The organism is Bartonella sp. HY761 (assembly GCF_026743145.1).
Taxonomy (GTDB): Bacteria; Pseudomonadota; Alphaproteobacteria; order Rhizobiales; family Rhizobiaceae; genus HY038.
The window spans coordinates 438,892-461,602 of record NZ_CP104887.1 but is presented as its reverse complement, the minus strand read 5'-3'; the positions used below and the strand labels follow the sequence as shown (position 1 = coordinate 461,602).

18 protein-coding genes and 1 tRNA gene are annotated in these 22,711 nt (G+C 40.0%); 12 read left to right on the top strand and 7 right to left on the bottom strand.

Annotated features, from left to right (window positions below; all coding sequences use genetic code 11):
* The first annotated feature begins 10 nt into the window (after window positions 1-10).
* The 3 genes from tsaE (at window position 11) to N6A79_RS01870 (ending at window position 2,979) form a co-directional block, all read left to right on the top strand.
* Window positions 11-1,498: a tRNA (adenosine(37)-N6)-threonylcarbamoyltransferase complex ATPase subunit type 1 TsaE gene (tsaE, locus tag N6A79_RS01880; RefSeq protein ID WP_268546747.1), complete on the top strand. Its 1,488-nt coding sequence runs from the start codon at window positions 11-13 to the stop codon at window positions 1,496-1,498.
* Window positions 1,499-1,538: 40 nt separating this feature from the next.
* A complete protein-coding gene (locus tag N6A79_RS01875) occupies window positions 1,539-2,429 on the top strand; it encodes a dihydrodipicolinate synthase family protein (protein WP_268546746.1) in 891 nt (296 codons plus the stop codon).
* Window positions 2,430-2,577: 148 nt separating this feature from the next.
* Window positions 2,578-2,979 carry a hypothetical protein gene (locus N6A79_RS01870; protein WP_268546745.1) on the top strand — a complete coding sequence of 134 codons (402 nt, stop codon included), beginning with the start codon at window positions 2,578-2,580 and terminating at the stop codon, window positions 2,977-2,979.
* A gap of 98 nt (window positions 2,980-3,077) precedes the next feature.
* Here N6A79_RS01870 and N6A79_RS01865 read toward each other — a convergent pair whose 3' ends face one another.
* Window positions 3,078-4,019: a hypothetical protein gene (locus tag N6A79_RS01865; protein WP_268546744.1), complete on the bottom strand. Its 942-nt coding sequence runs from the start codon at window positions 4,017-4,019 to the stop codon at window positions 3,078-3,080.
* Window positions 4,020-4,603: 584 nt separating this feature from the next.
* On the opposite strand from N6A79_RS01865, the gene N6A79_RS01860 reads away from it, so the two are divergent.
* Window positions 4,604-5,542: a peptidylprolyl isomerase gene (locus tag N6A79_RS01860; protein WP_262079663.1), complete on the top strand. Its 939-nt coding sequence runs from the start codon at window positions 4,604-4,606 to the stop codon at window positions 5,540-5,542.
* A gap of 545 nt (window positions 5,543-6,087) precedes the next feature.
* Here N6A79_RS01860 and N6A79_RS01855 read toward each other — a convergent pair.
* The 6 genes from N6A79_RS01855 to miaB form a co-directional block, all read right to left on the bottom strand.
* Window positions 6,088-6,501 carry a helix-turn-helix domain-containing protein gene (locus N6A79_RS01855; protein WP_182418641.1) on the bottom strand — a complete coding sequence of 138 codons (414 nt, stop codon included), beginning with the start codon at window positions 6,499-6,501 and terminating at the stop codon, window positions 6,088-6,090.
* Between the two features lie 137 nt (window positions 6,502-6,638).
* A complete protein-coding gene (gene lnt, locus N6A79_RS01850; protein ID WP_268546743.1) occupies window positions 6,639-8,216 on the bottom strand; it encodes an apolipoprotein N-acyltransferase in 1,578 nt (525 codons plus the stop codon).
* 548 nt (window positions 8,217-8,764) lie between these two features.
* The gene (locus N6A79_RS01845) at window positions 8,765-9,721 is read right to left on the bottom strand and encodes a transporter associated domain-containing protein (RefSeq protein WP_268546742.1); all 957 of its coding nucleotides are present in this window, start codon (window positions 9,719-9,721) and stop codon (window positions 8,765-8,767) included.
* Between the two features lie 151 nt (window positions 9,722-9,872).
* The gene (gene ybeY, locus N6A79_RS01840) at window positions 9,873-10,373 is read right to left on the bottom strand and encodes an rRNA maturation RNase YbeY (RefSeq protein WP_268546741.1); all 501 of its coding nucleotides are present in this window, start codon (window positions 10,371-10,373) and stop codon (window positions 9,873-9,875) included.
* 30 nt (window positions 10,374-10,403) lie between these two features.
* Window positions 10,404-11,483: a PhoH family protein gene (locus N6A79_RS01835; RefSeq protein ID WP_268546740.1), complete on the bottom strand. Its 1,080-nt coding sequence runs from the start codon at window positions 11,481-11,483 to the stop codon at window positions 10,404-10,406.
* Window positions 11,484-11,654: 171 nt separating this feature from the next.
* On the bottom strand, window positions 11,655-13,058 hold the full coding sequence (miaB, locus tag N6A79_RS01830) for a tRNA (N6-isopentenyl adenosine(37)-C2)-methylthiotransferase MiaB (RefSeq protein WP_182418638.1): 1,404 nt from the start codon (window positions 13,056-13,058) through the stop codon (window positions 11,655-11,657).
* A 250-nt stretch (window positions 13,059-13,308) separates the two neighbouring features.
* Here miaB and N6A79_RS01825 point away from each other — a divergent pair, with 250 nt between their 5' ends.
* From N6A79_RS01825 to hsdR, 8 genes are all read left to right on the top strand, one after another.
* Window positions 13,309-13,860, top strand: coding sequence for a DUF1190 domain-containing protein (locus N6A79_RS01825; RefSeq protein WP_268546739.1), 552 nt, complete (start codon window positions 13,309-13,311; stop codon window positions 13,858-13,860).
* Window positions 13,861-13,886: 26 nt separating this feature from the next.
* Entirely contained in the window at window positions 13,887-15,056 is a 1,170-nt protein-coding gene (locus N6A79_RS01820) for a glutathionylspermidine synthase family protein (protein WP_182418636.1), read from the top strand.
* A gap of 131 nt (window positions 15,057-15,187) precedes the next feature.
* Window positions 15,188-15,283: transfer RNA gene (locus N6A79_RS01815), tRNA-Sec, on the top strand.
* A gap of 136 nt (window positions 15,284-15,419) precedes the next feature.
* Window positions 15,420-15,842 (top strand): large conductance mechanosensitive channel protein MscL, encoded by a 423-nt coding sequence (gene mscL, locus N6A79_RS01810; RefSeq protein ID WP_182418635.1) that lies wholly within the window; start codon window positions 15,420-15,422, stop codon window positions 15,840-15,842.
* A gap of 511 nt (window positions 15,843-16,353) precedes the next feature.
* Entirely contained in the window at window positions 16,354-17,025 is a 672-nt protein-coding gene (locus N6A79_RS01805) for a YdcF family protein (protein ID WP_182418634.1), read from the top strand.
* Between the two features lie 277 nt (window positions 17,026-17,302).
* Window positions 17,303-18,760, top strand: a complete 1,458-nt coding sequence (locus N6A79_RS01800; RefSeq protein ID WP_268546738.1) for a class I SAM-dependent DNA methyltransferase — start codon at window positions 17,303-17,305, stop codon at window positions 18,758-18,760.
* Window positions 18,757-19,944: a restriction endonuclease subunit S gene (locus tag N6A79_RS01795; RefSeq protein ID WP_268546737.1), complete on the top strand. Its 1,188-nt coding sequence runs from the start codon at window positions 18,757-18,759 to the stop codon at window positions 19,942-19,944. The genes N6A79_RS01800 and N6A79_RS01795 overlap by 4 nt, the downstream gene beginning before the upstream one ends.
* Window positions 19,945-20,009: 65 nt before the next feature.
* Window positions 20,010-22,325, top strand: a complete 2,316-nt coding sequence (hsdR, locus tag N6A79_RS01790; RefSeq protein ID WP_268546736.1) for an EcoAI/FtnUII family type I restriction enzme subunit R — start codon at window positions 20,010-20,012, stop codon at window positions 22,323-22,325.
* Window positions 22,326-22,711: the final 386 nt, after the last annotated feature.

Sequence of the window (22,711 nt, the reverse complement as noted above, 5' to 3'; positions counted from 1 at the left end):
TTAAATTGCTATGGAATTAACCCTTCACCTCAGTAATGAAGATGCAACAAAGCGTTTTGGCGAAGATCTTGCCTTAACCTTAAAAAAAGGTGATCTTATAATTCTTGAAGGTGATTTAGGCATGGGAAAATCAACCCTTGCCCGTAGCATTATTCAAACCCTTGCTGATGATGACACATTGGATGTACCAAGCCCCACCTTCACTCTTGTACAAACCTATAATGAACTGCGCCTACCTGTTGCCCATGCCGATCTTTACCGTATTGGCAGCCCCGAAGAAATCTATGAGCTTGGTCTTGAGCAAGCACTTGATAATGGTGTGCTGATTGTTGAGTGGCCAGATAAGGCAGAAGGACTTTTACCAAGACCTACATTTTCATTACGGATTTTTGAAGAAAATGATGGGCGCGGCGTTATCATTGCCGTTGATGAAGAAGCATCTTTGCGTTTACGGCGCACTGCAATTATCCGAGACTTTTTAATTCGCTATAATCGGGGCGAAGCCAAAAGGCATTTTTTGGCCGGCGATGCTTCAGCGCGCGCTTATGAGCTTATCACCTATGGCGAGGATAAATGCGAAGTGTTGATGGATGCTCCACAACTCGAAATGCCTGAAACAACTGGGGCAAGCTATGCAAAGACAGCGAACCTTGCACAAAGCATCGACCAATTTGTTGGTATTGACCGTATTATCCGCGAAAATAATTTTAACGCCCCAGAAATTTATGCTGGCGACCTTGATAGTGGTCTATTGCTGCTTGAATATTTAGGGCAAGATGGCATTATCGATGAACGCCGCTTACCGATCACCGAACGCTATCTTGCAGCAACGGCATTTTTAGCAGATTTTCATGAGGTTGATTGGCCAAAACATGCGGTTTGGGAAGATTTAAGTATTGAAATTCCCAATTATGACCGTGATGCACTTCATATTGAAACCAATTTGCTCTTGGACTGGTATTTGCCATTTATTTCACAAGTCGAGCCAATCGACCAAATGCGCGAATATTATTATCAAATCTGGGATGTTTTGTTCGATGAACTAGAAACAGCGCCTAAAAGCTTGGTCATGCGCGATTATCATTCCCCCAATATACTTTGGTGCAGCGAACGTGAAGGCAATGACCGCATTGGTCTTATCGACTTTCAAGATGCGCAAATGGGACCTACCGCTTATGATGTGGTGTCTCTTGCCCAAGATGCGCGCATTACCATTGCAGCACCAACTGAAGAAGCACTTATTCGCCATTATTGCTCAAAACGTGCTTTGCTTGATAAGCAGTTTAATGAAAAACAGTTTCGCCAATCCTATGCAATTTTAGGGGCACAGCGCGCTTGTAAATTACTCGGCCTATTTATTCGTCTTGATAAGCGTGATGGCAAACCACAATATTTAAAACATTTACCACGCATGACTGATTATCTCTTGCGCAATCTCAAGCACCCAGCTTTATCACCGCTTAAAGATTTTCTACGCATGGTGAATATTATTCGCTAAAAATTAAAAGCTCAAAATATTTAGGCTGTATGGGGAAATTATGTTTTCTGGTCTTAGTGCATTTCCACTTACTCCCATGAATGAAAATGGTGTTCAAGAACACCATTTCATCAAACTCATCGATAATTTGTCAAAGCACGACATAGCATCAATTGGGCTTTTAGGTTCCACTGGTTGCTATGCATATTTAAACAGAGCCGAGCGATTACATCTCACCCAAATAGGACTAGAACATGCAGGCGATAAGCCTGTTATGGTTTCCATCGGCGCGTTACGCAGCCGTGATGTTTGCCATTTAGCCGATGACGCACAAAAGGCCGGCGTAAAAGCACTTTTGCTTGCGCCACTATCTTATCAACCATTGAGTGATGCAGAAGTATTTGGGCTTTATCAAAATGTTTGCCATAATATTTCCCTGCCACTTTGCGTTTATGATAATCCACAAACCACCAAATTTGTTTTCAATAACGAATTATACGGCAGAATTTGCAATCTACCCAATATTGCAGCAATTAAAATTGGCCCAATACCAAAGGATTTAAACCAAGCAAAAACCTTTATAAAGCAATTGCGCCAAGACATACCAAGCCATGTTAAAATTGGCATTAGCGGAGATGCACAAGCTGCCCGTGGGCTTAGTGCTGGTTGTGATTGCTGGTTTTCAGTATTGGGCGGACTATTCCCCAAGCTTGCATTAGATTTACAGATCGAAGCTGAAAACAAGCTAAATGGTGCTGAAAATCTTGTTTCAACTGCACTATTACCACTTTGGCGCCTTTTTGAAAAATATGGTTCCTTGCGTGTTATTGCAACAGCTGCTGAAATCTTAAAGAAAACCGACCATCCCTCATTGCCTTTGCCACTGCAAAGCTTAAGCGATGAGGAACATTATAACCTTAGCCAATTATTAAATTTTCATAATTTTGCTTAAAACTTCGCTTCTCAGCAGATATTAATCGTTTAATACTTTAATTGTTTGACGATTGGGCAACCAAAACATCAGCCATTGACCACCAAAGTGAAATAATTATCATTGGAGTAACAACCAATAAAACGGTTAAAAAATTTGGAGTTAATAAGTGATTACACGTGATTACATTGATAAAATAAATAGGTTTTATTATGACAACAAGATAGAGACACGTGATATTGATATTATAAGTTACTATGGTGATATTTTAAAAATTGGATTGTGTTGGGATATAACAGATCCTTATGATGAAACAATTATTTTAGAAAATGTTGATCTAATCAGCTGTCCAACTCATTGGATTTCTGATGTTAATAGAAATTTTATATCTCTTGTAGAAGAAGATAGTGATGAATTTTCTTTAATAACTAAGCGGTATAGTACTAAATATGAAGCAGGTTATGACCTTTTGAGAATTGAAGAAAGCTGGGGAGAAGTTTTTTATTTTTCTGCAAAAAACATAAGATTTATAAATAGAAAATTATCAATTCAAGAAATTCTTAATTACTAAAAACCTTATTAGTCAAACTTTTATTTTTCATAGTACCAAGCTTATGCGATGATGATACCGACTATCTATTACAGTTAAAAAAATTGTGCTTTAGCATATCACCCTTGGTGCTCTTTCAATTGATTAACGATTGAGGTGACAGTAAATGTCAACCATTGATCGCCACAAATATAGTGTAACTGGTCATCTCGCCCACCAATTGCTTCCAAAGGCTGTGCACTATCCATATGGGCTAAATAATGCTTGGCAGCATCATTCTTTGCTATAATTTCTATAAGGTTAGGATCATCATAACTGCAAGCCACTACCAAATGATCTTGGTTGAAAGCTAACATTTTACCGCCCTTTATATCTGCTTGCCAATGTGCAGTAATACCTTGCGGGCTTAATGCTATAATTATATAATCGCTATCATAATAAGCATAGGCTTCGTTGCTACCAATATTTAATGCGTAACAATCAACAATATAAAGGCTGTCCATATCCTCATCAACCGACCATAAAGGCTTGCCATTGCCATCACAGCAGATAATCGGTGCAAGAGCAAAATTTTCGCGCGCACCACTTGCATCCCAGCCACGATTAGACATTGTACCTTCATCAAAAAAGCCAATATATATTTCATCATCCTTAGTGATTTGAACATGCTCAATTGCATCGCCTAAATTAAATTGGCTCATAATTGCGCCTGTTGGCGCAATGCGCATAGCATTTTTATCCCCCCTATTATAACAGCGTGGATTTACCACCAACCAGTCACCATTGGAAAATTGATCTATTAAAGGATATATTGGATCACGCATCGCAAATGATGCTTTGGCTTTAAATGTTTCGCCATCAAATACCGCAATGAGATAGTTTATTTTTTCGGGTAATTTTGCACTTTTTTGATCATTGCGCCACCAAGCAATTAAATCAAAATCAGTTGAGAGAATGGCAAGATCACCATTAATAAGTACTTTATAGCTAAGATGATAATAACCATCAGCTAACATTGGCAAATCAACTGACCGATCAGCTTTTATCAAACGCGTTTTCATATTCAGCTTCCCCTTATCTTTGCCGATGTTTTATAACAGCAAATATGCAAAATATTTTATATTCACTAAATTATAGATCAACCAACGAATAATCGCCTAAGCGGTAAATACTTACCCTTTGCGCTAAGACTAGATATAATCGATATAAAAAATATATATCTTCACATTAAAAATATATAATTAAACGTGATCGCCAAGGAAAAGCAATTAAATAGCAGCAACGAAATGGCTAACCCATTCACTTTAAATAATTATATCTTTTATTAATCATATTTAATATTTACGTGAAATTATAAAATTTGCACCATAATGCTTTTCAAATCAAAATTTTGCCGTTATCCTGACTAGAGTCGCTAAAAGGTATTTATGAAGAATTGCTATTAAGCTTAAACTTTCTAAACTTGTTAAATTTACGGACAAGATTAAAGCTATTGCTAAAAAAATGGAAAAATAAAATTAAAGATTATTAATGAAATTATCTTTATCAACTATTTTACTTATCCATTTAAAATTGCAACTTTTCCATGATAAGCCATATTTATTCAAAGGGGGCAAGACGCCCTCTTCCTGCTAAGGAGTTTTACATGAAGTCGAAATTGAAAGCCATTCTGGTGGCTTCTACCTTTATTTTAGGAAGCAGTTTGGTTGCTCAAGCGCAGGAAACAGAAAGCCCTGCAATGCCGCAGCCAGAAGCGGCTGAGGTTAGCAAGGCAGAAACAAAAACTTTTGGCCCTGATCAAGTTATTGCCGTAATTGATGGCAAGAACATGACAACCAAGGATCTTGATGCTTGGGCTAATATTATTGCTCCTGGCACACCTGAAACCTTAGCGCAACGCCGTTTGCGCGCGTTAGAAGTTTATGTTTCGTTAAAAGCATTTTCGACTGCAGCACTTAAAGAAAAACTCGACCAAGATCCGACTTTCAAAATGCGCGCTGAATTGGTTCGCGAAAGTAACTTGCAGCAGGCTTACCTTGCCGAAAAGCTAAAGCAATCGGTAAAAGAAGAAGACGTTAAGGCTTTTTATGACAAAGAAATAGCTAGCATGCCGAAAGAAGTTGAAGTGCATGCCCGCCATATCCTTGTTGACAGTGAAGCTGACGCTAAAAAGGTTATTGAGCGTTTAGAAGCAGGCGAAGATTTTGAAAAAATTGCTAAAGAATCTTCAACCGATGGATCTAGCGCTAATGGCGGAGATCTTGGCTATTTCATCAAAGGACAAATGGTAAAGCCTTTTGAAGATGCGGCCTTTGCCCTTAAAGCTGGCGAATACACCAAAACACCGGTTAAATCACAATTTGGTTGGCATGTTATTAAGGTTGAAGATATCCGCGATAAGCAACCACCAGAATATGCTGATGTAAAGCCACAGATTGAAAATATGTTGATGCAACAAAATTACAATGAATTGGTGAAGAAAACCATTAGCGATTTTGCTGTTACCTATCCTGATAAGGATGTTGCAGAGTACATGAAAGAGGCAGTTGATAAAATTGCCGTTGAAGGCGGCGAAGAAGAATAGGCCGGTTTTAACCTATTGAAATAAAATGGCGTATTTGGCTTTTAAAAAGCTAAATACGCTTTTTTTTATCATGATGGGACTTAAAAACATACAATCAATGATAGAGGCTTTGCTCTTAGGATTTCACCTATAAAAAGCTGCATATGATGACAGCATGAGCGCACTTAAACTTGTTAATTCAAATTTTTTTGAAAGATGGGGCTCTAAACCATTATGCATAACTTGAGGCAATAATCCTTGATCAAAATTATGCCGTCAACAATGATAAGGCAATGAAATATAATAATATTTTTTTTGAAAAAAGCATTAAGCGAAGCTTGTAAAGCCAATATTAACTGACATAACATCAGTCTTTTTAAATCATATTAAAACTTCAAAATTCAATTTTTCACCTAATACATATTACTATGAATTTTATTAATTATAAAATAATACAATAATATAAAAGCTACTATTCGGGCACTGTATTAACGAAGTAAATATAAAATTAAGCATAAAGTTAAAAGCAATAAAACGTCTTGTTTCCCGCTATATCATTGTCAAAACTATCTATCCTCAAGGTGATCGTCTTGCGATAAAGCCTTGGCAAGATCAATAATTTTGCGTCTGACTTTAGGGTCTTTGATATTGGTGAAAGCACGAATTAACTGTAATCCTTCGCCACTTGAAACCATTTCCAAAGGATTGGCTTCGGCTTCGGCAAATCCCTCATCAAGTTCACTATTGGACACATCTTCAAAAAAGAAGGATACCGGCACTTCCAAGGTTTCTGCAATTGCTTGCAGACGACTTGCACCTACCCTATTTGTACCCTTCTCGTATTTTTGCACTTGCTGAAAAGTAATTCCAAGTTGTTCGCCTAGTTTTTCTTGACTAAGCCCTATAGAATTACGACGCAAACGAATGCGGCTTCCCACATATACATCAATTGGATCTGGTTGTTTTTTCTTTACTGTCATTATGTTTTTCGCTTATCAGCGCTTTTCCCGGCCATTTTACAATAATAAGATTAGATATCCCTATCAGATGATAATTTTACAAAAACATCTGTCGCAATGCTTGCATAACATAATAATAATGCCCCAATGTCAATTGATCAGCGGCGGCTGTAGCGCCTTAAAAACCCACTAAAGATTGATAAAATTAGAATTATAGATAAAATTTCTTTACCATTTGAAATCTTATGCCAATTTGGTGCGTTATAGCTTGGAATTGGCGCATCAAGATAAGCAACACGATTCTGTTCAATTTGCCCGATGATTCTTCCATAAGGATCAACCACGGCGGTAATACCATTATTGGTCGCCCTAATCAGCGGCATATTTTGCTCAACCGCCCGCAAGCGTGCCTGCTGAAAATGCTGCCACGGTCCGGGGGTTTGGCCAAACCATGCATCATTAGTAAGATTAACCAAAACATTAGGTCTATCGCCGCTATAATCCATTTCATTTGGAAAAATAGCTTCATAACAGATAAGTGGTAAAATCGTCAGTCGTTCAGAAAGCGTCAGCGTTTTATGATCGCTCGCAGCACTATAACCACCAACGGTTTCTGCTATAGCCGAAAGGCCAAACTGCTTAAAAAATTCACTGAAGGGCATATATTCACCAAATGGCACAAGGTGCACCTTATCGGCATAAGCAATAACATCCCCGTTTTTATCGACAATTTGCATGGAGTTATAAAAGCTTTGTTTACCATCCTCATCATAAGAAAGTCTAACACTGCCTGTCATGAGCAGTTGTTTATCTTGCAATAGGCTTGCTATGTTTTCCTTTAATTCTGGGGTATAATCAAGATAATAGGGCAAAGCCGTTTCCGGCCAAATAATAATATCGGGCCTTCTTGAACTTTCTGGATTTTCTTCAATCGATAATGATACCAATTCATCATAATTTTGCCGTGCCAAAACTGCATCTTGCTTTTGGCTTTGATCAATAGATGGTTGCACCAAACGCACCATAATCTCATCCCCATTGGCGTAATTATTAGGCGCAAAGGAAAGTCGATAGGCACCAAAACCGACATCGAAGACGATAAGTAACCCTGCAAGCGAAAATGCGATTTTGCGCTCTTTTCCATCAGCAAGAATAGCAGGTGTTGCATAAACCAAAACCGCAAGAAAATTTACCCCTAAAACGCCAATCAACGAGGCTATCTGCATTGATGCTACATTGGGCATAGCTGTGTAGCCAATGCTATTCCACGGAAAGCCGGTAAAGGCTACACCGCGCAACCATTCTGCAAGGCCAAATGTCAAGCTTAAAGTAACAATCCGCCCATAGGAATTCCAATTTAAGATGGCGGCAACCACAGCAGCTAAACCATAGTAAAGCGCAAGAAATGCCGGTAAGCCAAAAATTGCAAACGGAATTGCCCAATAATAGCTAGCAAAATCTACAAACATTGCGCTCGACAGCCACCAAAGCCCAAAAACAAAATAGCCAAAACCAAAACTCCATCCAGTTAAAGCTATTAAGCTATATTTTTTTAACCCATTTACGCGCTCATTTATGCCATCAATCAACCAGACAAGGACAGGAAAGCTAATGAAACAAAGAAAAAACAGATGAAAAGGTGCAAGTGCAAACGCCATAAGCGCGCCAAATATGAAACTTATCAATTGCCGTTTGATGCCTGTTAAATGCTTAAATCCGTCAATCAATCGCAGCATTTTAGGATCCTTTCGCATAAATGCGTTTTAGATAATTTGAAATCTATCAAAATGAGTTTATCGCTGGTTCTATTAATGCTTTATCTTTTAATAAAAACCTTAAAGCAAATGCGGTATCAGAGCGCAGATAAAAACGAATATATTGAATGGCTATATTAAGAATATAAATAGCTTAACATGAGAAGACCCCAATAATAAGTTTTCTATTTTAAATTTGAACAATGCATATTGACCTTTGGAAGCCAAGCGCAAAGAACTAAAATAAAAATTAAGCAAAATTTAACAATGCAGTAACGAAAAATCTAACTGCCTATTAATTTATGTGGTTCAAATAATAATTATACATCAATTGTGCGCCAAATATCAACGTATTTCAACTTTAATATTAACCCCTTATAAGCGACAATAATATTTTAGCAAATATTTTATATAATTGAGCGTTTTAAGGCTTAAAAATATCCGATTTTAAGGATAAAGGTAACTTACATAAATAAAAAACCGCTTGATGTTTCATCAAACGGTTTTTTTAAAATTATATTTTAGATCGATTAATTATCTGGCGATAAACGCTTAATCTTAATACGCCGTATGCGGCGGCGATCAGCCTCTAATATTTGGAAGCTGAAACCTATAACTGCTTCAATCGTTTCACCGCGCAGTGGTATGCGATCAAGCACGGTAACAATAAACCCGCCAATCGTATCAACCTCATCAACCAAATCACCAAAATGCATATCTTCACCGATAATTTCGGTAAGTTCTTCAAGATCAGCGCGGGCATCAACAATCCAGCTATCGCCCTCTTCCTTGACAATCATGACATCATCATCGTCATGCTCGTCTTCAATGTCACCAACCACCATTTCAAAGACATCTTCCATAGAGGCAAGACCATCGGTTCCGCCATGCTCGTCAATAACCAAAGCCATTTGCGTGCGGGTTGTTTGCATGCGGCTTAAAAGCTGGCTTGCAAGCATTGAATCGGGCACAAATAAAACTTCCCGAATGACCCCAATTTCACCAATCGTCTTAGTTAAATCAACTTGCCCAAGATCCAGCGGTCCATCTTCAACGGTTGACTGAGCGTTGCGGGTAATAAAATTTAAAATATCGCGAATATGAATCATACCGCGTGGATCATCAAGAGTTTCAGCATAGACCGGCATACGTGAATGGCCAGATTTATCAAAACACTTCAATGTATCAGCAAGGCTAGTATCAATATCAATAGCTTCAATTTCAGAACGTGGAATCATAACATCAGCAACGCGTGCTTCATGCAATTCCATTAGATTTTCAAGCATTAATCGTTGCTGCGGCGTTAACAAGCTTTCATCAATGATTTTTTCACTGTCACTGCTTTCAGCATTTCGCGAACGCAAAAAATTGAAAAACTTACCCATAAGGGATGGCTTTACAAGCTTTTGCACTTGCCCAGAACTGGGCTCTTCACTTTCACTACCAGTGTCATGATGTGAGCTAGATGTTGTCGATTTTTCGGCCATTGCGTTGTTCTTGGTTGCCTTTTTTGGTTATTCTTTTATTAATTGACCATCAATGAATAAAAGAAATATTTAAATAAAATAGAATAACTATTTTTACATTGCTAAATATAATAAAGCGATTTTACACTATTTGTAAAGTGCAATAGCAGTACTATTCTTGCCTATAGGGGTCAGGGATTTGAAGTTTTGCTAAAATTGCTCGTTCCAAAGCTTCCATTATTTCTGCATCATCGTCATTTTCATGGTCATAACCGAGTAGATGCAACAGGCCATGAACAAAAAGATGGGTAAGATGATGATCAAAAGGCTTATTTTCTTCCCTCGCCTCACCTTCCACCGTTTCACGCGCGATAATAATATCACCAAGCATGACATCTGGTTCTTCATTTGGTGCAATATCAAAGGCAGGAAAAGATAAGACATTGGTAGCCTTATCCTTGTTACGCCACTGCGCATTTATCGCCCGTATGGCTTCATCATTGGTGAAGACAAGGCTTAACTCGCTTTCAACGTCATCAAATCCCAAATGCAACATAGTTTCATAGGTTGCCTTTTGTGCTAACGCCAATAATTGCGGCTCACTTTCCCAAGCATCATCTTCAATAACAAGGTCAATGTCTATTTTTAACATATCGCCATCAACTGCTGACATGTGCACTCCAGCATCCATAATTGACACCATTTAAGAGTTACCGCTCATTTTATCGCCAAATTTTTGATCTTGTCTTGCTTTATTTTCACGAAAATCACGATCATAGGCTGATACAATTGCAGCAACGAGCGGATGGCGCACAACATCTTTTTCGGTAAATGTTACAGTTACAATATTATCGACATTATTTAAGATGCGCAATGCCTCCACAAGGCCAGATTTTTGCCCCATGGGCAAATCCACCTGACTTGGATCACCAGTAATAATCATCCGCCCACCCTCGCCAAGGCGGGTCAAAAACATTTTCATTTGCATTGCGGTGGTATTTTGCGCCTCATCAAGAATAATGGCAGAATGCGCCAAAGTGCGCCCACGCATAAAGGCAAGTGGCGCAATTTCAATAACACCAGCAGTTATGGCCCGCTCTACTTTATCAACAGGCATCATATCATAAAGCGCATCATAAAGCGGCCGCAAATAGGGATCGACCTTTTCTTTCATATCGCCGGGTAAAAAACCTAGTCTTTCGCCTGCTTCAACGGCCGGGCGTGATAAAATGATGCGGTCAACCACACCGCGCTCTAATAATTGCGCCGCATGGGCAACTGCAAGATAGGTTTTACCCGTACCTGCAGGACCTACCCCAAAAACAAGCTCAGCACGATCCATTGCACGCATATAGGCATCTTGCGTTGGTGTACGCGCATAAATGGTTTTTCTGCGGGTCGAAATATGAGCAATTCTTTGCTTGGCACTATGTTCCATAGTTGGCAATTCAAGCTGCGGCTCAGGAGCCATTGCAATAGCAATTGCACCATCCGTATCAGATAAATTCGGATTATTGCCTTGTTTTACCAATTGATAAAGATGATCCAAAGCGCGGCGTGCTTGTGCGGTTGCCATTGGCTCACCGCGTAAAGTCACCTCATTGCCATGCGCTCTAATATCAATACCAAGCTTTTGCTCAATGCGGGCAAGATTTTCATCAAAATGCCCAAAAACCGCAAGAGATTCGCGATTACTGTCAAAGGTTAAAACAATATGGGCCAAATCTGATGCACCACCTGTTACGGATACTTCACTTGTCTCTATCTCACTTTTTTCGCTCAAGCGTATTTTCCCCTAAAATGTGAGCTGATATCAATATAAGCAGTATAAATTAGATTCAAAAACCTGCATAAAATTTTACGACGGCAAAGTTTCATAAATATTTTATCATCATAGCTTTTGTTGATAAATAAGAAAAATATCTCATTTATCAACAATTAAAATCAATAATCATTAAGCTGATAATAAGGTTGCAGGCTCATCAAGCGGATAGCCAACCAAACTATTTGGCCCAGCCTCACCAATTTTCACAGTAATCATTTCACCAGTCGGTGCGTCTGTCGTTACCGCAATAGGTAACAGCCAAGGCGATCGTCCAATCATCTGCCCATCATGGCGACCTTTACGCTCCACCAAAACATCTGTGGTAACGCCAATTTTAGAGCGTAGAAATTCGCGCTGCTGTTTGCCTAGCAAGGCTTGTAACTCCTGCAAGCGCTCGTCCTTAATTGCTTCATCAACTTGGTTTTTCATATCTGCACCGGGCGTACCGATACGCGGTGAATATTTAAATGAATAGGCAGAAGCATAAAAGACTTCTTCAACCAAACGCATAGTTGCCTTAAAATCTTCATCGGTTTCGCCAGGGAAGCCAACGATAAAATCACCCGACATAGCAATATCTGGGCGCGCTTCACGCATCCGCTCAATCAAGCGCAAATAATCATCGACAGTGTGATGACGATTCATAGCTTTTAAAATAGAATTAGAGCCTGCCTGTACGGGCAAATGTAAATAAGGCATCAATACATCAAGATCACGATGCGCAGCAATTAGCCCATCATCCATATCATTGGGATGACTTGTCATATAACGCAAACGCTTGACACCATCTATCTCAGCAAGCTTATAAAGCAACTCACCTAAACGCCAAGATTTGCCATCTTCACCCACGCCATGCCAACCATTAACATTTTGGCCAAGCAAAGTTATTTCACGCACGCCCGAATCAACAAGACGTTGCGCTTCACGAATAATTTGCGCAACGGGACGCGAACTTTCAGCCCCGCGCGTATAAGGAACAACGCAAAAAGTACAAAATTTATCGCACCCTTCTTGCACAGTTAAAAACGCACTCACGCCGCGGCTTGCTACCGCTTCACGCTTTGGCAAAGGCAAATGCTTAAATTTATCTTCAACCGCATATTCGGTTTCAACAACCTTTTTGCCACTTTCCACATCGCGCAATATTTGCGGCAAACGATGATAGGTTTGCGGGCCAACAACAAGATCAACCCCTGGGGCGCGGCGAATAATTTCCTCGCCCTCAGCCTGGGCAACACAGCCGGTCACACCAATCGTGATCGGGCGATCCTGTTCAGAACGCAACACACGCAAGCGACCAAGATCAGAATAAAGCTTCTCAGCTGCTTTTTCACGAATATGACAAGTATTTACCAAAATCAAATCGGCATCTTCAGCCGTTTCGGTCGCAACATAGCCTTCAGCACTTAAGCTATCGCTCATGCGCTGGCTATCATAAACATTCATCTGGCAACCATAGGTTTTAATAAAAACCTTGCGGCTATTGGGACGATTAATTGCCTGTGTGGGTGTATTCAAAGTGTCTTTGGTCATAAGATGAGCTTTTACTCTTTTTTCCTGTCTTTTAAAAGACCAAAAAACAATCTTATGTTACAATTCAAGACAATATTATTAAAATAAAGCCAAACTATCCACATCCTATCCTCACTACCAACAGCTTATCGATAATTTGGCGTAATATTTTATTAAAGCGCAAGCAATTATAGCTAAAGTCTTGTATTTGCCACAAAACTATATATTGATAAATTTTACGTGAAAACCAAAAACGCAAAGAGGAAGATACATGAAACGTTGTCTGGCTGTAACGCTCGTATTAATGGGTGGGGTTGCTGTTACCGCATGCGGAGATAGTCAAATTGATACTGCTGTTTTTCAAGATGTTGATGATTGTATTGCAAGTGGCACATTCCCTGCCGACAAATGTCGGCAAGACTTTAAAGAAGCAACTGCAACCCACGTAGCAACTGCACCTGCCTATACCAATAAGGAAGATTGCGAAGCTGAGTTTGGTGTTGGCAAATGTGAACAAACTCCTGCAGCCGCAACCGGCTCAACGACAACAGTCCATTCAAGCACAGGCAGCTTTTTCTTGCCAATGATGATGGGTTATATGATGGGGTCAATGTTCAATAATGGACAAAGAATGGCACCACAATCACTTTATCAACGCCCAGGTAGCAGTTCATACGTAAATAGTAATGGTGCAACTGTTGCAAATCAACGTGGTGCAACTCGTTTCTCATCTTCTTCTGCTGCTGCCCGTGCACCTGAAACACGGACAAGAACAATGGCACGCGGTGGCTTTGGCAGCCGTGCAAGCGCTATTTCATCATAAAATAACAGCGGATTAGCAAAAGCATTATGGAACGTATCGTACTTAATGAACGGGCGGATTGGCGTGAAGACGCCGCCGCCAGCGGTTTTGAATTTCATACCATTGATGGCGAACGCTATTGGGATGAACGCCACGCTTACCGCTTTACTCTTGCAGAGATTGAAGAAGGCATTGAAGACCCAACCGCCGAATTAATGGGCATGTGTTACGAAGCTGTGGATCACATCCTTGCCGATGACCAGCTTATGCGCCGTATGGCAATTCCTGAAGAATTTTTCAAAGCTGTACGCCAGTCATGGGAACGCAAAGACCGTGATCTTTATGGTCGTTTCGATTTTTCCTTTAATGGTGAAGAGCCAGCAAAACTGTTGGAATTTAATGCTGATACGCCAACCAGCCTATTTGAAACAGCGGTATTTCAATGGCGCTGGCTTGAAGATATGAAAAAGCGTGGTGAATTGCCGGCTGAAGCCGACCAATTCAACCTTTTACATGAAAAACTTATTGAAGCACTTAAAGCAATTGGCTCGCCCAATGGCGTTATGCATTTTGCTAGCGTTAGTGATAGCCCTGAAGATTATGGCACTGTTGCTTATCTTGCTGACTGCGCTAGTCAAGCAGGCCTTGTGCCAGTTATGATTGACATTGCCCATATTGGCGTTGATGCTGATCATTGGTTTACCGATACTTATGAAGAACGCATCAACACGCTTTTCAAGCTTTATCCGCTTGAAGATATGGTGCGTGAAGATTTTGGCAAATATCTTATTGATACACCTACCCACATTATTGAGCCTTTATGGAAACTTGTTCTTTCTAACAAAGGACTTATGCCAGTTCTTTGGCAAATGTTTCCAGATCATCCCAATCTTCTTGCGTCTTATTTTGAAGATGATTCAAGAAAAAGCCTACTTGCCAACCATTACGTGCGTAAACCGCTTTTATCGCGTGAAGGCGCTAATGTTACCATTATTGATAATGGCATAAAAACCAGCACAATTAAAGTGGATGGCCCTTATGGTGCCGAGGGTTATATTCGCCAAGCCATTCAATATTTGCCCCAATTTGGCGATGACTGGACGGTCATTGGCTCGTGGATTGTAGCCGGGCAACCTGCAGGTATTGGTATTAGAGAAGATGCAACGCCGATTACGCGTAATACATCGCGCTTTGTACCTCATTTTATTCTTGATTAAGCAAAGTTTGCTTTAAACAAAAAAAATGAAAATAAATATACTGCATTTTTTGAATATTAATGATAAATGCAGTATATGCTTTAATATTGGCTAACAAGTAAAATACTAAGCTTGGCTGCTACAAGCATAATGGAAGGGAAGTTCATCCGGTGGTGGATGCGGCCTTCAAAGCCGTAAGGGGCTGCGAGACAGTCTTTGGTGGGTTCGACACCCACTCCCTTCCGCCAATTTATAAAAAATATTGCATATAACTATTGCCCTTTAGCTTCTTTAGCATACATAACTCCAATAGACATTCATGAAAGATCATATTTATTATTAGTGTTTTCATGAAAATAGATATTTTCAAAATAGGGTATTAAAATGTTAAAAGAATTTCGACAATTTGCCATTAAGGGCAATATGGTTGATTTAGCCATTGGTGTTATTATTGGTGCGGCATTTAGCGGATTGGTCAATTCGGTTGTCAATGATATTTTAATGCCCATCATCGGTCTTCTTACTGGCGGCATTGATTTTTCCAACATGTTTATTCAGCTTGCAGGTGAGCCACAAACCACACTAGCTGCCGCCCGTGCCGCAGGGGCAACTATCGCTTATGGTAATTTCATTACTCTTGCTATCAATTTTATAATTGTTGCTTGGGTGTTGTTCCTTGTGGTTAAAGGTATGAATAAGCTGCGCACTAAGGATGAAGTCAAGGTTGAAGCCAAGCCAGAGCCAACTAAGGAAGAAGTCCTTCTTACAGAAATCCGCGATTTACTTGCCACCAAAACAAGCAATTAGAGCGTTTTTTGAAAAGTGTGAAGCGGTTTTTGGACAAAAAACGCGATGTAAACAATAGATTAGAGCACCGATCTGATCCAATCAGATCGAAATGCGCTCTAAAATTATCTTAGCATCTTCCAATTTATTTGGGTTGGAAGATGCTTCTGCCAATATTTTCATGCTTAGGGTCAGATCCGCAATCAATTTATAGGCTAATTTATATGTTCATTGCCCAAAGACCATAGACACATTCGGTCATCAATAATTTCTTAAAGAAATTCAGCTCTCGCATCAATAATTTTACTAAAAATTTTTATTTTTAAGGCAAATATTGCAAATAGAGAAACATAAATTAAAATTTTTGCGCCAATAAAAGACAGTGATCCTTATTTTGCCTTACTGATAGCGATATTTAGGTTAAGCAACCCGCTACAACGAGGCATATTTAACTGATCTCGTCATTTTTATAAGGTCTGATTTAATTTATGCTATAAAATAGTAATTATTCCTATTGCGTGAAGAGATATTGATGAAGCCGCGTGACATTTCGGGAAACCAGCAAATACCGCCCGAACAAGGCGACCAAAGCCCGCGCTTAAGATACAAGCGCAATTGGCGCAAGCGGTTTTTTAAGCATATTCCACCAATTTCAATTTTTGTTTTTATTGTATTTGCTATTTTTACCACCGGTTTTGTTTATTTTGGCGAAAAAGTTGATCGCTTAATGGCGCCCAATCCCCTGCCGCAAGCTGATGGCATTATTGTGCTAACGGGTGGACGTGCGCGTATTGAAAGCGGCATTTTTTTGCTTAACCAAAAAAAAGCACATCATTTGTTAATAAGCGGTGTTAATCCCGCAGCGGATAGTGGCACGCTCGCGCGAGCCAATCACACCGACCCCAAACTATTTGAATGTTGTATTGAGCTTGGACATGAAGCATTAAACACAAAGGGCAATGGTAGCGAAAGCGCCGAATGGGTAAAAAAACATAATTATAAAAAAATCTATGTAGTCACCAATGATTATCACATGCCGCGCAGCCTCTATATTATGCAACAGGCCATGCCCGATGTTGAACTCATCCCCTACCCTATCCGCGTTGAAAACCAAAGTGATGACTGGCTAAGCATTATTAATCATTTGCGAGTGCTCGGTATTGAATATTTAAAATATATTGGCACACGATTTTTAAATCTTTAATGATCACCAGGGATATTGAACCCGAAAGCCTATTGCCGGCGGCCCTATATTTTGACTAAGAATGCAAGCAATAGGTTAGAGCGTTTTCCGAAAAGTGTGAAGCGTTTTTTTGGACAAAAAAACGTTGTGTAAACAATGGTTTAGTACCCCCCTATTTAAAGCCAAGAATATTTGGCAGCATTGCCAAAAGCTGCATGGTCTAGCCTGCAATTGAAGCTTATGATAGATACAATTGATAAGAATCAGCTCTATTAAAGATCAGCATCGGAATATCCAAGTGGCCATTTACGACAACGCGTTTAATCAAATTGAAAAAAAGCTTCGCACCGAAGAAGGGGTATCTGGCGAACTTGATTATATTGAGCAAACGTCATGGATTATGTTTCTTAAATATTTAAATGATTTTGAAATAGAACGGGCTGACCGAGCTGCTTTAGACGGCAAGGATTATAAACCATTACTCCCGGATGAGTTTGAGTGGACAAGCTGGGCAGCGCCTAAAAATGAAAAAGATGAAATTGATTATGATAAAGCTTTAACCGGTGATGTACTCATCGAGTTTGTCAATAATAAATTATTTCCCGCTCTTGGAAAATTACGCGAAAAGGCAGCCGGGCCCGATACAACTGAATATAAGATTGGTGAAATCTTCGGTGAATTGCGCAACAAATTCCGGTCTGGCTATGTCCTGCGTGACATTGTTGAAGCGATAGACAAATTATCATTTAAATCGCAAAGCGACCGCCATGAGCTTTCTGCCCTTTATGAAACGCGCATCCGCCGCATGGGCAATGCTGGTCGTAATGGCGGCGAGTATTATACACCGCGCCCATTGATCCGCGCCATGATTAATGTTGTAAAACCAAAAATTGGCGAAACCATTTATGATGGCGCTGTCGGCTCAGCAGGCTTTTTGTGCGAGGCTTATGACTATCTATATGGGCAATTAAACGGCGCAAGCGACTACGACACTTTGCAAAAAAAAACATTTTATGGGCAAGAAAAAAAAGGCCTAGCTTATATCATTGGTTTGATGAATATGATGCTACATGGTGTTGAGTCACCCAATATTGTCCACACCAACACATTAAATGAAAATGTTATGGATTATCAAGAAAAAGATAAGCATGACATTGTATTGGCAAATCCGCCCTTTGGTGGTGGAGAACGCGTAGAGGTCCAACAAAACTTCCCCATAAAATCAAGTGAAACCGCTTATTTGTTTTTGCAGCACTTTATGCGCAAGCTCAAAGCTGGCGGCCGTGCAGCGGTGGTGATTAAAAATACTTTTTTGAGCAATAGCGACAATGCCAGCATTGCTTTACGCAAAGAGCTTCTTGAAACATGCAATTTGCACACGATTTTAGATTGTCCGCAAGGCACGTTTCAGGGCGCAGGGGTCAAAACTGTGGTGCTTTTCTTCGAAAAAGGCGAAAGTACTCGCCAAACCTGGTTTTATGAACTTAATCCTGGCCGTAGCCTTGGTAAAACCAACCCTTTAAATGATGCTGATCTTGCAGATTTTATTGAACTACAAAACACTTTTGCCACGGGTGAAAAAAGTTGGATTATTAGATATGCCGACCTTGATGAAACAAATTTTGACCTTTCAGTAGCAAATCCTAACGCTCCCCAAGCTGCCCCTTTGCGCAATCCGCAAGAAATTATTGACGACATGCTTAGTCGTGAAGCTGAAACAGCAGAAATCTTGCGCACTATTCGGGGCTTACTATGAAACAGGGTTGGCAAAGGAAAAAACTTGGCGAAGTTTGTGACATTATAGGTGGAGGTACACCATCCAAGAATAAGCCCAAATTTTACAATGGAGATATTTTGTGGGCAACGGTGAGAGATATGAACAATGATGTTCTCACGCAAACTCAGCACAAAATTACAAGGGAAGGTCTGAAGTCATCATCATCAAATATCATTCCAGCAGGTGAAATAGTAGTAGCATCACGAGTAGGTTTGGGGAAAGTGTGTATTCTTCAATATGATACCGCTATCAATCAAGACTTGCGTGGAATTATTCCGAAAAAAAGTGACGCAGTGGATAGAAAATATCTTTTTTACTGGCTAAAGAGTCAATCAAAGAAGCTTCTCGAAGCTGGTCGCGGAGCAACAGTTAAAGGTATATCTTTACCGTTCATTAAAAATCTTTTATTTCCTTACATAGATATACATGAACAGCAACAAATTGTATCGCTTTTAGATGAGGCATTTGCAAATTTGGATCGCGCCCAAGCGCATATTGAAGCTAATCTTAAAAATGCAGCCGAATTATTTGAAAACACATTATCCAGCATATTTAAAAACGTAAATCAGGACTCACCAAGGCTAAAACTATCTGATGCATCAGTTCACTTCGGACGCGGGCGTTCACGTCATCGCCCTAGAAATGCTCCATTTTTATACGGGGGAACTTATCCATTTGTTCAAACTGGGGATATAAGGAACTGTAGAGGTGCTGTTACTGAATTTAAACAGACCTACAGCGAGTTGGGTTTGGCTCAAAGTAAACTTTGGTCTAAAGGAACAGTGTGCATAACCATAGCTGCTAATATTGCCGAAACAGGTATTCTGCAATTTGATGCATGTTTTCCAGACAGCATTATCGGTATGGTTGTTGACACAGATATTGCCCGGCCAGATTATGTCGAATACATGTTACGTTTTTTTTCAACTGATTTAAAAGAAAAGGGAAAAGGTAGCGCTCAGGATAATATCAATTTAGGAACTTTTGAAAAAGAAACCTTTCCATTTCCTAGTATTCAGTATCAAAGTCATATAGTTCAAATTTTACAAGCTTTGGATATTCAATGCGTAAAATTAACTACATCATTCAATCTAGATCTACAAAATATTGCAGAACTCCGGCAATCCTTATTGCAACAGGCCTTCGCAGGTGCTTTAACTTAAAATGCTTCTTAACTGAAATGTGGTATGATTAAAAATTTACGGTAGATAAACAAACGGGGTGGGAAATGGCTTATAACGAAACTGAAGCGGATACTTGTTCAAAGCGTATAAATCCAGCTCTTACCTCTGCCGGTTGGGGTGTTGTTGAGCACTCGAATTTTCATCAAGAATTTATTTGTCCGGGCCGTATTTTGTCAGGCTCATCGCGTGGAAAGCCGCTCCGATGCGATTATGTTTTAACTTACAAAGACCAAAAACTTGCCGTTTTGGAAGCCAAAAAGGTCAGTATCAGCCATCGTGAAGGGGTGGCGCAGGCTAAAGACTATGCCACCCGCCTTGGTACGCGATTTGCCTATGCTTCCAATGGGGTAAATTGGTATGAAATTGATATGGAGACAGGCAAGGAGCAAGACATTGCTTTGCCTTTTCCATCACCCGATGAGTTATGGGCGCGCGCGTTTAGCGATGTCAATATTTGGCGCGAGCTTTTTGGAGCGGTTGAATTTGAAACTGCGGGTGGGCGCTGGTTTCCCCGTTACTATCAACACCGCGCCATTACCGCGGTTTTAGAAGCGATTGCCAACAACAAAAAACGCATATTACTGACGCTTGCTACCGGCACCGGCAAAACCTCGATTGCATTTCAAATTGCTTGGAAGCTATTTAAATCGAAATGGAACCTTTCAGGAACTCCAACGCGTGAGCCACGCATTCTTTTTCTAGCTGACCGCAATTTTTTAGCCAATCAAGCGATAAATTCTTTTTCTGCTTTTTCGGCAGATGCAATAACGCGTATCGACCCCAAGTCTTTGGATAAGTTTAACGGCAAAGTGCCTAAAAATGCTAGCTTATTTTTTACCATTTTCCAAACCTTTATGACGGGCGAAATCCAACCAGTTTATCAGCAATATGATCCTGATTTTTTTGACTTTATCATTATTGATGAATGCCACCGCGGCGGCGCCAATGATCAAAGTGAGTGGCGTGCGATTTTGGAGTATTTTTCACCTGCCGTTCAATTGGGTTTAACCGCAACACCAAAACGTAATAATAATGGCGACACCTATGCCTATTTTGGCGAACCGGTTTATAGCTATGCTTTAAAACAAGGTATCGAAGATGGCTATTTGACACCGTTTAAGGTGAGGCAGATGGCATCGACAATTGATGATTATGTTTTTGATGGCACTGATGAAATCCTTGAAGGCGAGGTAAAAATTGGTACCAAATTTGAGGAAAGTGATTTTAATCGGGATATAGTCATTCGCGAGCGTGAGCTTTCGCGTGTGCGCGAATTTATGAGCGAGATAGACCAACGCCAAAAAACTATTGTTTTTTGTGCCCGCCAAGACCACGCCGCTTTGGTGCGCGATCTTATCAATCAAATCAAAACAAACCCCAATCCATACTATTGTTGCCGTGTTACCGCCGATGACGGTGCAATTGGTGAGCAGCACATGGTGCATTTTCAAGACAATGAAAAAACCATTCCAACCATTCTTACCACATCTCAAAAGCTTTCAACCGGTTTAGATGCTTTAAATGTGCGCAATATCGTTTTGATGCGACCTGTAAAAAATATAATCGAGTTTAAACAAATTATCGGCCGTGGTACGCGGGTTTTTGAAGGAAAAGGCTATTTCACCATTTGGGATTTTGTTAAAGCTTATGAAAATTTCAACGACCCAGAATGGGATGGTGAACCCTTAGCACCAGAGCCAACAACGCCAAAACCTGATGGAACAGTGTTTGATCCTGTAAATGATACACCCGATAGTCCACCGACTGAAGATGAAAATAAAAAACAAATTGAAATCAAACTATCTGATGGTAAAGAACGCTCCATTCAATATATTGCGACAACTAGTTATTTCAGCCGTGATGGAAAAATTATCTCGGCGCAGGAGTTTATGCAGCAAATTTTTGGTGACTTGACTGAGCTCCTGCCAGAAGAAGATGATTTACGGAAACTTTGGTCAGATCCGTCCAGTCGAGAAAAATTTTTACAGCAATTGGACGATATAGGGTATCATCACGAACAATTGGAAGAAATTCGGCGTTTGGTTGATGCTAGAGATTCAGACCTTTATGATGTTTTAGCTTATATTCGCTTTAATAGTGTACGCCTTACCCGTGCCCAACGAGCCAATGCCACTGCGGCGGAAGGAATGAAAGAGTTTGAAGGCGAAATGCGTAATTTGGTAACGGCCATTTTACGGTCCTATGTGTCGCATGGTGAAAGTGAATTAGCCCAAACCAAGTTAAAGGATTTCTTGTCTGCACGTTATGGCACAATAAATGAAGCTAAAACAAAGTTGGGTGGGCTCGACAAAATCAGCAGTGCCTATATCACACTTCAAAAACAACTCTATTCCCATTAGCTTTCAATTCTTTTACAAACAAAATGTTAAATCATCTAATATTGAAGCGGCTCTGCAAGTCGTAGCGGCTACACATAAAGTGATTAACATTTTGTAGAAGATTATAGCGGCGGCAATTACAAGTGATTAAGCCGATAAGTAAACGGCAAAAACACTGTAAAACTACTCTGCTTTTTTAGCCCCGAACCTGCGTAAGAAAAGCATGCTACATTGATGGTGGCAATAAACGCCACTCAGACCAAAAAAGTCTTGGAACTTAAACCACCGACAGCTGAATATACAAGGTGTTACTTATGCAATATGACCTGCATCTATAATAGGATTGAAATCCTATCAATGGCTTTTTTCATCAATATATTGCCGATGTTCAAAAATTTAAGCTATAA